Below are 14,216 nucleotides of genomic sequence, written 5' to 3'. Positions count from 1 at the left end.
CTAGCGGGACTCGGGCGGCGACTGCTCGACCAGGGTGGTCAGGGAGTCGAGCACGCTGTCCAGGGCATAGGCCGCTTCGAAGCGCGCCAGATTCTGGGTGAGGTCGGCCAGGCTGGTGGTGATCCCCAGCCAGTTGCCCAGGCCGATCTGGCGCGCCGCTTCCGGCAGCGAGCAGCCGCCGTCGCGGCGTTCCAGCCAGGCCAGCACCAGTTCGGGCGGGGTATCGGCCTCGAGGCCCAGGGTGCGCAGCAGGCGCAGCGCCTTGGCCTGTTCGCGGGGCGGCAGCCGATGGCGGGCCGAGGGGGTGGGCTGGTCGACGACGAGCGTCAACCGGGAGCCGGGGATATCGGTCATCTGGACCTCTAGGGACTACACCAGAACCGTACGGCACGAGGCCGCTTCATCTCCCCATGGTAGGGCAATAGTCTGGCCAATTGCCATAGTTAACCCCGACCCTCATCGCCCGGAAAACGCCGTTCGGCCCCCTGCCCCGCTCAGCGGGCGGCGCGGCCCCGGCAGCGCTGCCAGCGCTCTTCCACTCGCTGGGCGAACCAGGCGGTGGTCAGGGTGCGGGTGATCTTGGGGCTTTCCAGGGTGATGCCCGGCAGCATGGCGCGCGGTAGGCTGCGTCCGGCCTTGCGCTCGGCCAGCGCATAGACCTTGGCATAGAGATCGGTCTTGGCGAAGTCTTCGGACTCCCCCGCCTCCAGGTCATGGCGGATGGCGATGTCGCTCATGCCCAGGGCCGGCGCCAGGCGATTCACCGCCCGCTCGGTCTCGCCTTGGGTGCGCGAGCCAGGCACCACCAGATCGCCGTCCAGCGCCAGCTTCATCCCGGTAGCCCGGCTCACCGCGCTCTGGAAGGCGGCATTGCGACTGGCGTACCAGCCGGCGTTGAAATCGGCGAAGCGATACAGCGGCGTGGAATAGTCCGCCGGATAGCCGAGCAGGTGCGCGGTGCCGAAATAGAGACCGCCCCGGCGGCTAAACACCTCGTGGCGGATGGACCCGTCGCGGTCATAGGGATAGCCGCGGGCATGGGCCTCGGCGAAGTCGATGCTGACCTGCATGGGGCCGCCGGTGCGTACCGGATTGAAGCGCCCGAACAGCTGGCCGCCCAGGGGCACCATGGCGATGAAGTCTTCGAAGATCAGACTCAGCTCGCGCTCGGTACGGGCACTGTCCAGGCGCTGGGCGTAGGTCTTGCCGGTGGGCGACTTGAGGTTGAGCGCGGTGCGCACCAGCAGCTGGGGCACATAGGCCCGCGCCGCGCGTCTGTCGATCTCCTCCCGGGCGATGCGTCCCAGCCCCGGCACCGGCGGATCGACCTGGTAGGTGGACTCCTGCTCCGCCACCGCCAGCACGGCGCAGAGGTTGTCCGTCGAGGGCTCGAGGCCCTGGGCGCTGAAGGCGATCTGGATGTCACTGGCCCAGCCCTGACGGTCCACCACCTTGGCGGGCAGCAGGCGCAGGAGCTCGGCACGCACCTCGGCTGGCGAGCGGGTGGGTCCCTGGGAGGTGGGCGTCAGGCTGCAACCGGCCAGGACCAGCGCAGCGGCGAGGGCGGTCCAGCCGCGTAGTCGAGACAGCCTGGGCAGAGCGGGAACGGACAGGGCGACAACAGCGGACACGGCAACTCCAGAGGATTCCTTTGGCCGCTTTGACCACATCCCTCGGCAAACGGCTGCCCTGAACCATCAATAACTTCTAGCTATATCGATGTAACCTTTTCATTCAACCAGCAGCGGATGTCCGCTGGGATTCCCGAACAAGTCCCACTAAAATAGTCGGACTTTAGTTCGAAGCTACCGGAACCATGATGCAGCAGACCTCTACGTTCTCCTCTCCTCGCCTGCCCTGGGCGGCCCTGTGGGCGACCTGCCTGCTGGCCGTGGGCATGGTCTTTCTCAACCAGGCCGTGAGCGGTCGTCAGGCCCTGCTGCTACTGCTCGGCGGCGCCCTGGGCCTGACCCTCTATCACGCCGCCTTTGGCTTCACCTCGGCCTGGCGAGTGTTCATCCTCGACCGTCGCGGCGCCGGTCTGCGGGCGCAGATGGTGATGCTGGCCCTGGCGGTGCTGCTGTTCTTTCCCGTCCTCGGTGCCGGCAGCCTGTTCGGTGAGGCGGTCCGTGGCAACGTCTCGCCGCTGTCCACCTCGGTGGTGATCGGCGCCTTCCTGTTCGGCATCGGCATGCAACTGGGCGGTGGCTGCGCCTCCGGCACCCTGTTCACCGCCGGCGGCGGCAATGCGCGGATGCTGGTGACCCTGCTGTTCTTCGTCATCGGTTCGCTGATCGCCACCCAGCACCTGGGCTGGTGGTTCGCCCTGCCCAGCCTGCCACCCACCTCCCTGGTGACCCGCCTGGGCGTGCTGCCCGGCATCCTGGTCAGCCTGGCGCTGTTCGCCCTGATCGCCGCGGCCACGGTGGTGCTGGAGCGCCGTCGCCATGGCAGCCTGGAAGTCACGGTACCCGGTGAACACCAGGGCGCAGCGCGCCTACTACGCGGCAACTGGCCGCTGGTCTGGGGCGCCATCGCCCTGGCCGTGCTCAACTTCGTCACCCTGGCCCTGGCCGGTCGCCCCTGGGGCGTCACCTCGGCCTTCGCCCTCTGGGGTGCCAAGGGTGCCGGCCTGCTCGGGCTGGACGTCTCCGGCTGGGCCTTCTGGCAGCAACCGGCCAATGCCCGAGCCCTGGCCGAGCCCTTCTGGTTCGACGTCACCAGCGTGATGAACCTCGGCATCATGCTGGGCGCCCTGGCCGCGGCGGGCCTCGCCGGGCGCTTCGCCCCGAGCCTGCGCATCCCCGCGCGGTCGCTGGTGGCGGCGGTGCTGGGTGGCCTGCTGCTGGGCTATGGCGCGCGGCTGGCCTATGGCTGCAACATCGGCGCCTACTTCAGCGGCATCGCCTCGGGCAGCCTGCATGGCTGGCTATGGCTGGTAGCCGCCTTTTTCGGCAACAGCCTGGGCGTGCGCCTGCGGCCTTTCTTCTTTCCCGGCGAGCGTCGGGTGGAACGCCTGACCGGCTGCTAGACCGGCAAGACCTGGCGACCGGGCGGCAGCGCCCCCGGTCGCTCCGACAGACTCACCACCCCGTACTGGGGCGCGCCGTGGTAGGTCTTCAGCGCCTGCATGACGAAGAGCAGGGCCGCGGTGCCCTGGTATTCGAACAGGCCCTGCAGCGGCCAGATGGTCATGAAGGCGAGAAACACCGCCAGGGTGAATTCCAGGTCACGGCTCAGTTTGCGCGCCACCAGGTAGTGGATCGCCAGGCCGATGGGAATGACCAGGATGGACAGGAAGCCGAAGCGGAACACGGTGCCGAAGATGCCCACGTCGGAGAGGAAGAAGTAGTCGCCGAAGATCGGCTTGAAGCCGTCGTTCCACATCAGGCTCAGGCTGCCGCTGGGCAGGCCGTTGTACAGCTGCAGGTGGTTGATGATCTGGGAAATGGTGTTTTCCCGGACGTTGTCGGTGGGGCCTTCCTGCACCGAGCGTGCATAGAAATCCAGGTTGAAGCCGAGGGTCTCCAGCAGGTGCGGATAGAGGATCAGCGGCGCGATGATGATGGCGCCGAACAGTGCTGGCCCCACCAGGCGTGCGCGCAGGGCGAGGATGGTGAACACCAGGCAGACCACGATCAGCTGGCGGGTCTGCAGCACCACCACGATGGTCGCCAGAAAGAACAGCGCCAGCAGGCCGTGACGCAGCTTGGGCCGCAACTGGCCGTCGATGAAGGAACGCCCGCGACCGGCGAAGTAGATGCAGATGAAGTAGCCGAAGAAGATGGCGCCCGCGCCCGTGGACGCCCGTCCGGGGCGGCTGAGATCCTTCACCTCCTCGCGTAGATCGGGCAGCATCTTGAAGTAGGACAGCCAGCACAGCAGCGCCGAGAGCAGCCCCACCAGGATGATCAGATTCTCGAACTGGGTGGCGTTCAGCCGCTTGGCCAGGTAGAGCACCAGAAAGGCGCTGAAGCAGTAGAGCACGCGCCGCTCCTCGATGAGGCCATAGACCAGCGGCTGCCCCCAGAACAGCTGGGCGAACACTGCCGGCAGGCCGACGAACACCGCCGTGGAAAACAGGCAGAAGCCCATCAGCAGGCGATAGTCGCGCTGGGGCCGGTGCCAGGTGCTCAGGGTGAAGAGCGCGAAGAAGCCCAGGCAGATCGCCAGGTACATTTCGCCCACGTAGCGGATGCCCACCGGATTGGTCGGGCTCTGTTCGAAGACGCCGAACTGCAGGACCATCAGGCCACCCAGGGCCAGAAAACTCAGTCGATTGATCAGCGTACCCGGCATGCCCGGTTTCCTCGCAGCGTGTTCATGGATAAGGCGTTCATTGCAGGCGCCAGTCACCCTCGACCTTGGCGTAGGTCAACTGGCGACCGTCCGCCAGACTCAGGCGGGCGCGGGTGTATTCGGGCAGGTCGACGCGGAAATCCCGGCCTTCCAGATAGAGTCCGCCACAGGCCCCCGGCTCGCCGTGGTAGTCCAGCGGCTGGCGCTGCAATTCGTGGATGCTGCGGTGGAACAGCAGGTTGGCGTAGCCGCGCACCGACATGTCGGTGGAGATGAGGGTGCAATCCAATGCGACTTGGCCCTGCACCAGACCGACCAGCGCCTGGTTCTGCCGGTCGATGGCACTCCAACCGGCATAGCCGGCGAGATCCTGGCGATAGGTCTGGCCGTTCTGCAGAGCGGCTGCCACCAGCAGCACCGCAAGCAGGGCGCGCCCCGGAGTCTTGAGGGCAACAAAGGCCAGCCCCAGCAGCAGCGCGGCCGGAAAGATGAACTTGAGGCGGTCGAAGGAAAACTGGGTGGCGTGCTGCAGCAGCAGCAGATTTTCCAGCAGCGGCACGCTGGCGGCCGCCAGCAGCAGGCCGGTGCTGCGTGGCCAGCTCAGGCTCCGGCGCTTCCAGACCAGCACCCCCAGGGCAATGGCCACGGCCGCCAGGAACAGGCCGAAGGACAGGCCATAGCCGGCAAGGAAGTCAGTCAGGTGGGCATTGTTCGGACTGCGGGCGAGAAAACGTCGGGCAAAGGCCTTGAGCGTCGGCAACAGGCCCGCCGCCAGGCTGTAGTGCAGCAGCACCAGCAGCCCGGCCAGCGCCGTGGCGAAGGCCAGGCGCCAGGCCAGGCGCTGGCCTTCCGGCAGCTGCCGGCGCTGCAGCCAGAACAGCGCGACCAGCCCGCCGCCGAAGACATAGCCGGTCCATTCGGTCAGGGCGCCAAAGCACACCAGCCCGGCCAGCAGCCAGCCCAGCCGGCTGCGCTGGCGCGCCGGGGCCTGCAGGTAGTGGAAGAGCGTCAGCAGGCTGGCCAGCAGCAGCACCTGGTAGAAACTCTGCACCCAGTAGAGCAGGCCCTGGGACAACAGCGCCTCGCGGCTGAATATCGCGATCAGGCAGCTCAACACCGCGCCGGTGGCGGCCAGGGCGCGGGTGGCGCCATGGCTGCGCAGCACCAGATAGAGCAAGCGAAACAACAGCAGCGCCGTCAGGGCGCCGAGGGCGGCGTTGAACAGCGCGAGACTGTGCAGCGAAGGCGAGAGGCCTGCGGCCTTGAGGCCGAGATAGGCCGCCAGGAAGCCGTAGCTGCTGAAGCTGGTGTAGACGTAGTCGCCGCTATGGGTAGGGATGGTCGCGCCCCAGGACACCTGCCGGTCGTGACTGCCGCCCAGGGTCACCGTGGGCAACCACCAGTGCCGGGCCACGCCGGATTCGTCCAGGGCATTGAGGCTGAGCAGGACGTGGTAGCTGGCTTCGAGATTCTGCGCCCCGGTGCCGTCACGGAAATCCGGCAGGCGCCACAGCAGGGCCAGCAGCAACAGCAGGCCGACCGCCAGACCGCCCAGCCAGAACGGCCACCGTCCCACCCCGACTCCGGGATGGGTAACGTCAGATACCACGCTCATTGTCCTGTCTCCTGACAGCCATGCAGTCGAGAACGCCGTCCAGGGCAGTGAAGAACCAGGCGTCCTCTTCCGCAGGCCTGGTACAACCGGTGCAAGACCGCCCACGCAGACCAAGGAGGCCGCGCGGGCGGGTAACCGGGCTTCAACCGCTGACTACATTCAAGAAGCCGTCAGGAACACGGCGTCGCAAGGGGCGACGCCGCTCAACACGAAGACTGGCTCGACGACCCCGCGTGGAGACGACGAACAGGGCCTGCCACGGTGCGTCGTCGGCAGGCATGACAGGTCGCAAAGAAGACTGCCTTAGCACCTTGACGCTGCCAAGCCGGCATCCGTCGCGTTCTGCACGGGGTGTCACATTTTTGGCTTTTGCTTTCGCTTAGAGTCGACGCAGCACTCCAGCCGACAAGGCGCGGATCCCCGATCCAGCGCCTGGCGTTTCCAGCTGTGCCCAGCCTGGTGTGAAGATCCTGACCCCGGTTCGCCGATCGCTGTCTTTCTGGACAGGCATCGGCCGCGACGGCCGTCCTCTTCCGTACCTGCCCAAGGCCCGCTCCTGCATGGACCAGTCGCATCAGTCTCCACCCGCCGCCGCCCAGGCCGCGGACATCGGTTTCGCCCGCTATTGCGCCGCCCTTTGGCGCCATCGCCGCAGCCTGCTGGCTTGCGTGGCCCTCTGCACCCTGCTCGGTGTGGCCTATACCCAACTCGCCGCGCCGCGTTACCAGGCGGTGGCGACCGTGCAGATCGAATACCAGCGCGGCATCGTGCGCCTGGACGAGTCCGACAATGGCCGCCCCCTGCCGCCGCCGGAAGCCATCACCGAGATGCAGCTGCTCACCTCGCGGCGGGTGGTCGGCGAGGTGGTGGACGCCGAGGGCCTGGACCTGAGCGTCACCCCGCGGCGCCTGCCGCTGCTGGGCGACTGGCTGGCTCGCCGCCACGAAAGGACCAGCGACGCGGTGGCCCCGCCGCGCTTCGGTCTCGCCCGGTTCGGCTGGGGCGGTGAGCAGTTGGCCATCGCCAGCCTGAACGTACCCGCTGCCCTCTATGGCCAGCCGCTGACCCTCACCGCCGAAGCCCCGGATCGCTTCCTGCTGAGCGATGCCCAGGGCAAACGCCTGCTGGAGGGCCGCCTGGGCCAGCCGGCCAGCGCCGGCGAGCTACAGCTGGACATCACCCAGCTGCACGCCTATCCGGGCACCGAATTCATCCTGGTCAAGCAGCGCCGTGGGGTCGCCATTCAGGCGCTGCAGGAGCGCCTCATGGTCAGCGAACGCGGCAAGCGCTCGGGGATCCTCTCGATCAAGCTGCAGGGTACTGATGCGCAGCAGGCGCAACGTATCCTGCGCGGCATCACCGAGGCCTATGTGCGCCAGGACGTGACCCGTAATGCCGACGAGTCGACCCAGCAACTGGCCTTCCTGCGCCAGGAGCTGCCACGGGTGAACCAGCGCCTGAGTGCCGGTCGCCAGGCCCTGGACGGCTACCAGCGGCAACGGGGCTCCATCGCCATCGGCGCGGAGGGGCGCAGCCTGCTGCGTCAGGCGGTGGAGCTCGACGGTCAGCTGTCGGCCCTGGAGATGGAGCGCCTCGGATTGGCGCTGCGCTTCACCACTACTCATCCGCTGTACCAGACCCTGCTGGCGCGCCGCCAGGTGTTGAATCGCGAGCGCCAGGTCCTGCAGCGGCGCCTGGGCCAGCTGCCGCAGACCCAGCAGGAGGTGCTGCGCCTGCAGCGCGAAGTGGAGGCGGCGGACAAGGTCTATGCACTGATCAGCAAGCGCATCCAAGAGTTGTCGGTGGTGCGGGCGGGCACGGTGAGCGACGTGCGCATCATCGACAGCGCCTACACCCAGATTGCGCCGGTCTACCCGAAGAAGCCCTTGCTGATCCTTAGCGCCCTGCTGTTCGGCTGCCTGGCCGGCGCCGCCTGGGTATACCTGCGCGCCAGCCTGGAGCGCGGTATCGAGGACGCCGAGGGCCTGGAGAATCTGGGCCTGCCGGTGCTGGCGCAACTGCCCCTGGCGCCAGGCCGCCAGCTCGGCGGACCGTTGCAGACGCCGCTCGACAGCGGCTACCAGGAAGCCCTGCGGATCCTGCGCACCAGCCTGGCCTTCGCTCGCACCGAGGCACGCAACGACCTGCTGCTGATCACCAGTGCCAGCCCCGCCGCCGGCAAATCGTCGGTGGCCGTGCAACTGGCCCGGGTGCTGGCCGAAGGTGGAACGCGAGTGCTGCTGGTGGATGCCGACCTGCGCCGTGGGCGCCTGCACCGCCGTCTGCAGCTGGCTCGCCGCCCGGGCCTCGCCGAGGTGCTGGCCGGCTTGGCGACCCCCGAGCAGGCGATTCAGCCCACGGCGATACCTGGCCTGGATTGCCTGGTGGGCGGCATCCGCCCGCCGAACCCGGCCGAGTTGCTGATGAGCGCACGCTGCACCGAGCTGCTGCGCGGCCTGCAGCAGGACTACGAGCTGATCATCCTCGACACCCCGCCGGTGCTGGCGGTGACCGACGCCGTGCTGCTGGCCGCCCAGGCCGGCACCTGCCTGCTGGTGTCACGCCACGGCTGCAACACTGCCAAGGAGATCGAGGCGACCCAGCGCCAGTTCGCCCACAGCGGTCTGGCGTTGCAGGGCGCGGTGCTCAATGCCGTCCCGCCACCGCCGTTCACGCGCGCAGCTCTGGGCGTGCTGACCGGCTGACCCACCCCCTGGCCAGGCCCAGCGCGATGCTGGCGCCTGGCCACCTCCTGTCATCAAAGCTCAACACGGAGCCCCTAGGCTGCATCGACCTCCCGAGAACGGATTCGTATCGATGTCGTCCGCTCCCCTGCCCTCCGCGCGCTCCGCCACCCGCCCCGGCCAACGCTGCGCCCTCGACCTCTGCACCCAATGGCCCGCGGTCGAGGCCGAGCACACCAACGCCATGGTCATGGACCTGTTCAACGAACGCCGCGAGATCACCAGTCTCGCGGTGGTCGAGCACGACCGGCCGATCGGGCTCATCAATCGCGACATCTTCCTCTCGCAGATGAGCAAGCCGTATCACCGCGAAGTCTATGATCGCAAGAGCTGCATCGCCTTCATGGACAAGGAGCCGCTGGTGGTGGACGCCGGCCTGTCCATCGAGGAGCTGACCCGCCGGACCGTCGAGGTGGGCGAAAAGGTGCTGGCCGACGGCTTCATCGTCACCCGCGAGGGCCGCTTCGTCGGCCTCGGCCTGGGCGTGCAGCTGATGCGCATCGTCTCGGACCTGCAGGCCGAGAAGAATCGCCAGATCATGCACAGCATCGAATACGCCAGCGTCATCCAGCGGGCCATGCTGCGCAGCTCGCGCGAGGCCCTGGCGGTGATGGAGCAGGACGCCACCCTGGTCTGGGAACCGCGCGACGTGGTCGGCGGCGACTTCTATCACTTCGCCCAGCATGAGGACGGCTGGTTCGGCGCCATCGCCGACTGCACCGGCCACGGCGTGCCGGGCGCCTTCATGACCCTGATCGCCTCGGCGTCCCTGACCCAGGCCCTGCAACAGCTGGGGCCGCGCGATCCCTCGGCGCTGCTGGCGGCGATCAACGGCAGCGTCAAGGCGATGCTGGGGCAGTCCGGCGGCATCTCCGAGTCCAACGATGGCCTGGATCTGGCCTGCTTCTGGGTGGATAGCCGCAGCCATAGCCTGACCTACGCCGGCGCCCGCATGCCGCTCTACCTGCTGGCGCCCGACGCCGCCGAGGTACTGACCCTGGCGCCGCTGCGCCTGGGCATCGGCTACGCCGACAGCCCACTGGAGCAGTGCTGGCCCGCCACCACCCTGCCGTTGCAGCCGGGCAGCCTGCTGTTCGCCACCACCGATGGCCTGATCGACCAGATCGGCGGCCCGCGGCGCACCTCCTTTGGCAAGCGCCGCGCCCTGGCCCGGTTGACCGAATCGCGCACGGCGCCCACCGCCGTCTTCTGCGAGCAACTCAGCGCGGACCTCGCCCGCTGGCAAGGCGACGAACTCCGCCGCGACGACCTCACCTTCCTTTGCATTCGCGTGGCCTGACCGACATGACCGCCTCCTTTACCGCGAACGGCGCCTTTCTCGAAATCGCCCAACAGCAGCACGTGATCTTCTATCACCATGGCTATTTCTCCCATGGCATCGTCGCCGCCATGGCCGAGGTGGTGAAGCTGCAACTGGAATTCGAAGGGATCAGCGGCGCCACCCGGCGCAAGCTGTTTTCCTCTTTCATCGAACTGTCACAGAACGTCCTGCACTATTCCGCCGATGCCCTGCCCCCGGACGCCCTGGCGGACGCCAAGCTGGGTCAGGGTTCGGTCTGTATCACCCGCCAGGACGGCAACTACCAGATGCTCTGTGCCAATCCCATCGCCAGCGACAAGGTCGACGCCCTGCGCGAGCGGCTCGAACCGCTGTGCAGCATGTCGCTGGAACAGATCAAGCAGGCCTATCGCGAATCCCTGCGCGCCGAGACCCCGGCCGACAGCAAGGGGGCCGGCCTCGGCTTCCTGACCATGGCGCGCGATGCCAGCGCGCCCCTGGAGTTCGCCTTCCATCCCTCCACGCAGACGCCGGGCACCACCCTGTTCTGCCTGAAAGCCATCATCTGATCAGGGGCTCCAACTTCGTATGGACACCATGTTCATCGCTCCCACGCCCACCTCTCCAGAGGTGGATTTCCGTTTTACCGAGGACGAACTCTGGCTCAAGGGCGAATCCTTTCCGGAAAACGCCGCGGCCTTCTACCTGCCGGTGATCGAATCCCTGCGCGCCTATCTCGACCAGCGCCAGGGCGCCAGCATCCGGGTGCACGTCGCCCTCGCCTACTTCAACAGCTCCAGCACCAAGATGCTGTTCACCCTGTTCGACGCCCTGGACCAGGCGGCCCAGGCCGGCAATCGGGTGGAGCTGCACTGGTACTACGACGCCGAGGACGAGACCATCCAGGAATTCGGCGAAGAGCTGCGACTGGACTTCCAGGCGCTGACCTTCGTCGAGCATCCCGAGCTGCCGGCATGACCGCCAGCGTCAGGCGCTACAGCCCGGCCGACCCCGGACCCGACCTGTTCGAGCAGGAGGCCGGGGTGCTGCAGGCCGCGCGCGCCCTCTATGTGGCCGACGATGCCGACGCCGAGCGCTACCGGGCGGCGCTGGGCGACCTGACGCTGCATTTCGAACGCCTGATGCGCGAGACGCGCCGGCTGATCGCCCGCAGCGACCGCGCCGAACGCGAGATGAACGCCCTCAACCAGCAGTTGCAGACCCTCACCCAGCAACTGGAATACCGGGCCACCCATGACGCCCTCACCGGAGTGCTCAATCGCGGCGCGGTCATCGACCAGGCCGGTCAGGCCCTGCGGCGGAACGGCGGCGCCATGATCGTGCTGGACATCGACCACTTCAAACGCATCAACGACGAATTCGGCCATCCCGCGGGCGATCGGGTGATCCAGGCCATCGCCCGCTGCCTGCAGGAGCTCGTCCAGGCGCCGGCCATCGTCGGCCGGGTGGGTGGCGAGGAATTCACCGTGCTGCTGCCGACCCTGGCACGGGACGAGGCCCTGGCCATGACCGAGCGGCTGCGCCAGCGCATCGCCCAGGAGGCGACCGGCCCGGCGCCGGTGACGGCCAGCTTCGGCCTCAGTCTCAATCCACCGGGTACCGAATTCGAGCTCGCCTATGGGCTGGCCGACGCGGCGCTCTACCGGGCCAAGCGCGGCGGCCGTAATCAGGTGGTGCTGGCCGACTGACGAGCTCGGCCGTCTCGCCAGCCGTCCGGCTCCCGGACACAAAAAAGCCGTTGCGCCGAAAGGGCGCAGCGGCTTTTTCATAGCGGTCGCTTAGGACTGCTTCCAGTCCGGATAACGGCGCTGGTCGGCGGCCGGCGGGAAGTACTGGTACAACCAGGTCTCGCTCAGAGCGCGATCCTGGGTGCGGATGAAGGCGCGCATCTGCACCGGATCGGCCTTGTCGCTGGTGGGGTACCAATCGAAGATCACCCGGTAGCCGCCGATCTCGTCGATCTTGAGCACGTGGAAATCCTGCACCTTGCCGTCGGTGACGGTCACCACCGGCTCGATGCCGGTGCCTTCGGGCAGGAACGACAGGCCGCCGCCATTGAAATCGATGGCGAAGCGCCGTGCCCAGACCTTGGGCCAATGCTCACCGGGCGCCCAGCCTTCGGGGAAGCCGCCGATCCCGGAACGGGTGGCGTTGACCCGCGCCAGCGGCGTGCTCACCGGCGGCAGCGCGCTCCAGTGCAGCTTGTAGCCATAGTGCAGCGACTTGCCGGCGGTGATGGTCTCGGCCGGGGCCCAGAAGGCCACGATGTTGTCCAGGGTCTCGCCGGTGGTGGGAATCTCCAGCAGCTGGATGGCGCCCTCGCCCCAGGCGGAGGTGGGCTCGACCCACAGGCTCGGCCGGCGGTCGTAGCGGACCATGACGTCCTGGTAGCTTTCGAATTCGTGGTCGGTCTGTACCAGGCCGAAGCCCTTGGGGCTGTCGTCCTTGAAGGCGTTGAACTGCAGCTTGGGCGGATTGTTCAGCGGGCGGCAGATCCACTCGCCGTTGCCCTTCCACATGGCCAGGCGGTCGGAGTCATGGATCTGCGGGTGGTAGGTGTTGCAGGTCTGGCGCTCGTGGGTGCCGCAGCCGAACATGCTGGTCATGGGCGCGATGCCCAGTTGCTTGATGTCGCGGCGGGCGTTGACGTTGGCGTCCACGTCCATCACCACGCGGTCGTTCAGGCAGTCGATGTCGAAGCGATAGGCGCCGGTGGCGCTGGGCGAATCCAGCAGCGCATAGACCACGAAGCGGGTGCTGTTCTTGTTCGGGGTGACGAACCAGAACTTGGTGAAGTCGGGAAATTCCTCGGGGCGATCGGCATAGGTGTCGATGGCCAGACCGCGAGCCGAGAGGCCGTACTGGCGGGTCTTGTCCACGGCGCGGAAGTAGCTGGCACCCAGGAAGGAGACGATGTCGTATTGGGCCAGGTGCGGCGCCTTGAACAGCTTGAAGCCGGCAAAGCCCAGGTCGCCCTTGAGCTGGCTCTTGTCGACGCCGCTGTCGTTGTAGTTGAACAGCTCGGGGCGGAAGTGGACTTCCTTGGCCTCGTTGGTCTTGGGGTCCACTGAATACATGTGCACGGGTGTCTTGAAGCCCATGCCGACATGGAAGAACTGCACGTCCAGCTGGCCCTTGAGGTCGTGCCAGAGCGAATGCTGGGCATCGTAGCCAATGGCATTGAACTGCTGAGGCGTCATGTTCGCCAGGGTGTCGGGCAGCTTCTGGGCGGTAGGCTGGTAGGCCTTGCCGGCCAGCTCCTTGGCATGCTGCTTGAGCCAGTCGAAATCGAAGGCCTGGCCGTCGCCATTGGCCGGATTGGCAAAGGCCTGGAGGGCGAACAGCCCGGTGGAAGGAATGCCGGTGTAGGCCGCCAGGGCCAGGGACGCTTTGAGCAGGTGTCGACGCTGCATGGATCAACCTTGGTCACTAAGGATGAAAAGATTCGGCCCAGCCGAACCGCCAGAGAGAAAAAGAATGCACGATACCCGGATAGGTTCGCCATCGCACCGGTGAACTGCAGCCTAGCGCACGCTCTGGCCTGCCAGAGGGGTTACCAAAGCTTTCCGGATCACAGTTCGGGTTGCCGGGCAGCCTCAAAGGTGCGCCCTGGCGCTCACCCCACCGCGCTTTCTGCGCCTGTCGAGTACCGCCATGCCCATCGATACCGTCGCCTTCGGGCAACCCAGCCCCATCCTGCGCATCTTCGATGACGAAAAGGCGCGTGAATTCTATTGCAGCTTCCTGGGCTTCCGCCTGGTCTGGGAGCATCGCTTCGAGCCGGGATTGCCGCTCTACGCTGAAGTCGAGCGCGCCGGTCTGCGCCTGCACCTTTCCGGCCATCATGGCGACGCCTGTCCCGGCTCGACGGTCTTCGTACGGCTGACCGGCATCCGCGCTCTGCAGACCGAGCTGCTGGCCAAGGATTACGGCTTCGCCTGGCCGGGCATCCAGGAACTGCCCTGGGGCCTGGTGATGGAGATCGCCGATCCCTTTGGCAACAGGTTGAGGTTTTGCGAGGACGAGGCGGCGGGTTAGCCCTCGGCGCGGGCCCGCTTCGTTGGGCTTCGACGGTGGAGCTGTCTCAACCCAACCTACGGAAGACCCTGGATGGACTTGGCTATCAGGGCAGGCACACTTCGTGGAAAACACTACGCGGTTTTCCACCCTACGCCGGCGTCACGCCCCCCCTGCCGCTCCGCCCCCTCTCCCTCGGGGAGAGGGCTGGGGTGAGGGA

Annotated in this window: 12 protein-coding genes; 7 read left to right on the top strand and 5 right to left on the bottom strand. The window is 67.2% G+C overall.

What is annotated here, in order from left to right:
- Together FEZ61_RS09905 and FEZ61_RS09900 are read right to left on the bottom strand one after the other, a co-directional pair.
- Window positions 1-354, bottom strand: coding sequence for a hypothetical protein (locus FEZ61_RS09905; protein WP_017642447.1), 354 nt, complete (start codon window positions 352-354; stop codon window positions 1-3).
- Window positions 355-494: 140 nt separating this feature from the next.
- A complete protein-coding gene (locus FEZ61_RS09900) occupies window positions 495-1,631 on the bottom strand; it encodes a DUF1615 domain-containing protein (protein WP_346342862.1) in 1,137 nt (378 codons plus the stop codon).
- Window positions 1,632-1,897: 266 nt separating this feature from the next.
- Here FEZ61_RS09900 and FEZ61_RS09895 point away from each other — a divergent pair, with 266 nt between their 5' ends.
- Window positions 1,898-3,031, top strand: coding sequence for a YeeE/YedE family protein (locus tag FEZ61_RS09895; protein ID WP_231893040.1), 1,134 nt, complete (start codon window positions 1,898-1,900; stop codon window positions 3,029-3,031).
- Here FEZ61_RS09895 and FEZ61_RS09890 read toward each other — a convergent pair.
- Together FEZ61_RS09890 and FEZ61_RS09885 are read right to left on the bottom strand one after the other, a co-directional pair.
- The gene (locus FEZ61_RS09890; RefSeq protein ID WP_017642450.1) at window positions 3,028-4,299 is read right to left on the bottom strand and encodes a hypothetical protein; all 1,272 of its coding nucleotides are present in this window, start codon (window positions 4,297-4,299) and stop codon (window positions 3,028-3,030) included. The genes FEZ61_RS09895 and FEZ61_RS09890 overlap by 4 nt on opposite strands.
- Before the next feature lie 37 nt (window positions 4,300-4,336).
- On the bottom strand, window positions 4,337-5,914 hold the full coding sequence (locus tag FEZ61_RS09885; RefSeq protein ID WP_051226197.1) for a hypothetical protein: 1,578 nt from the start codon (window positions 5,912-5,914) through the stop codon (window positions 4,337-4,339).
- A gap of 560 nt (window positions 5,915-6,474) precedes the next feature.
- On the opposite strand from FEZ61_RS09885, the gene FEZ61_RS09880 reads away from it, so the two are divergent.
- The 5 genes from FEZ61_RS09880 to FEZ61_RS09860 all read left to right on the top strand — a co-directional run bounded on the left by FEZ61_RS09880 (window position 6,475) and on the right by FEZ61_RS09860 (window position 11,667).
- The gene (locus tag FEZ61_RS09880) at window positions 6,475-8,619 is read left to right on the top strand and encodes a polysaccharide biosynthesis tyrosine autokinase (protein ID WP_017642452.1); all 2,145 of its coding nucleotides are present in this window, start codon (window positions 6,475-6,477) and stop codon (window positions 8,617-8,619) included.
- Window positions 8,620-8,731: 112 nt separating this feature from the next.
- Complete coding sequence (locus tag FEZ61_RS09875) at window positions 8,732-9,958, top strand: SpoIIE family protein phosphatase (protein ID WP_017642453.1); 1,227 nt, start codon at window positions 8,732-8,734, stop codon at window positions 9,956-9,958.
- A gap of 5 nt (window positions 9,959-9,963) precedes the next feature.
- Window positions 9,964-10,527, top strand: coding sequence for a SiaB family protein kinase (locus FEZ61_RS09870; RefSeq protein WP_173148473.1), 564 nt, complete (start codon window positions 9,964-9,966; stop codon window positions 10,525-10,527).
- 19 nt (window positions 10,528-10,546) lie between these two features.
- Entirely contained in the window at window positions 10,547-10,936 is a 390-nt protein-coding gene (locus tag FEZ61_RS09865) for a DUF1987 domain-containing protein (protein ID WP_017642455.1), read from the top strand.
- Window positions 10,933-11,667, top strand: a complete 735-nt coding sequence (locus FEZ61_RS09860; protein WP_017642456.1) for a GGDEF domain-containing protein — start codon at window positions 10,933-10,935, stop codon at window positions 11,665-11,667. The genes FEZ61_RS09865 and FEZ61_RS09860 overlap by 4 nt, the downstream gene beginning before the upstream one ends.
- A 90-nt stretch (window positions 11,668-11,757) precedes the next feature.
- Here FEZ61_RS09860 and FEZ61_RS09855 read toward each other — a convergent pair whose 3' ends face one another.
- Window positions 11,758-13,392: a glucan biosynthesis protein D gene (locus tag FEZ61_RS09855; protein ID WP_173148471.1), complete on the bottom strand. Its 1,635-nt coding sequence runs from the start codon at window positions 13,390-13,392 to the stop codon at window positions 11,758-11,760.
- Window positions 13,393-13,633: 241 nt separating this feature from the next.
- Here FEZ61_RS09855 and FEZ61_RS09850 point away from each other — a divergent pair, with 241 nt between their 5' ends.
- Window positions 13,634-14,017: a glyoxalase superfamily protein gene (locus tag FEZ61_RS09850; RefSeq protein WP_173148470.1), complete on the top strand. Its 384-nt coding sequence runs from the start codon at window positions 13,634-13,636 to the stop codon at window positions 14,015-14,017.
- The last annotated feature ends 199 nt before the right edge of the window (window positions 14,018-14,216 follow it).

This window comes from Pseudomonas sp. MS15a(2019) (genome assembly GCF_013277805.1).
In the GTDB taxonomy this organism is placed as follows: domain Bacteria; phylum Pseudomonadota; class Gammaproteobacteria; order Pseudomonadales; family Pseudomonadaceae; genus Chryseomonas; species Chryseomonas benzopyrenica.
Note: the sequence above shows the minus strand (reverse complement) of the source record. Positions and strands in the feature narration are given on the sequence as shown.

Bases quoted from the DNA above. Each gene is read 5' to 3' on its own strand.
- FEZ61_RS09905 (WP_017642447.1), bottom strand. From the start codon at position 354: ATGACCGATATCCCCGGCTCCCGGTTGACGCTCGTCGTCGACCAGCCC.
- FEZ61_RS09895 (WP_231893040.1), top strand. From the start codon at position 1,898: ATGGTCTTTCTCAACCAGGCCGTGAGCGGTCGTCAGGCCCTGCTGCTA.
- FEZ61_RS09890 (WP_017642450.1), bottom strand. From the start codon at position 4,299: ATGCCGGGTACGCTGATCAATCGACTGAGTTTTCTGGCCCTGGGTGGC.
- FEZ61_RS09885 (WP_051226197.1), bottom strand. From the start codon at position 5,914: ATGAGCGTGGTATCTGACGTTACCCATCCCGGAGTCGGGGTGGGACGG.
- FEZ61_RS09880 (WP_017642452.1), top strand. From the start codon at position 6,475: ATGGACCAGTCGCATCAGTCTCCACCCGCCGCCGCCCAGGCCGCGGAC.
- FEZ61_RS09875 (WP_017642453.1), top strand. From the start codon at position 8,732: ATGTCGTCCGCTCCCCTGCCCTCCGCGCGCTCCGCCACCCGCCCCGGC.
- FEZ61_RS09870 (WP_173148473.1), top strand. From the start codon at position 9,964: ATGACCGCCTCCTTTACCGCGAACGGCGCCTTTCTCGAAATCGCCCAA.
- FEZ61_RS09865 (WP_017642455.1), top strand. From the start codon at position 10,547: ATGGACACCATGTTCATCGCTCCCACGCCCACCTCTCCAGAGGTGGAT.
- FEZ61_RS09860 (WP_017642456.1), top strand. From the start codon at position 10,933: ATGACCGCCAGCGTCAGGCGCTACAGCCCGGCCGACCCCGGACCCGAC.
- FEZ61_RS09855 (WP_173148471.1), bottom strand. From the start codon at position 13,392: ATGCAGCGTCGACACCTGCTCAAAGCGTCCCTGGCCCTGGCGGCCTAC.
- FEZ61_RS09850 (WP_173148470.1), top strand. From the start codon at position 13,634: ATGCCCATCGATACCGTCGCCTTCGGGCAACCCAGCCCCATCCTGCGC.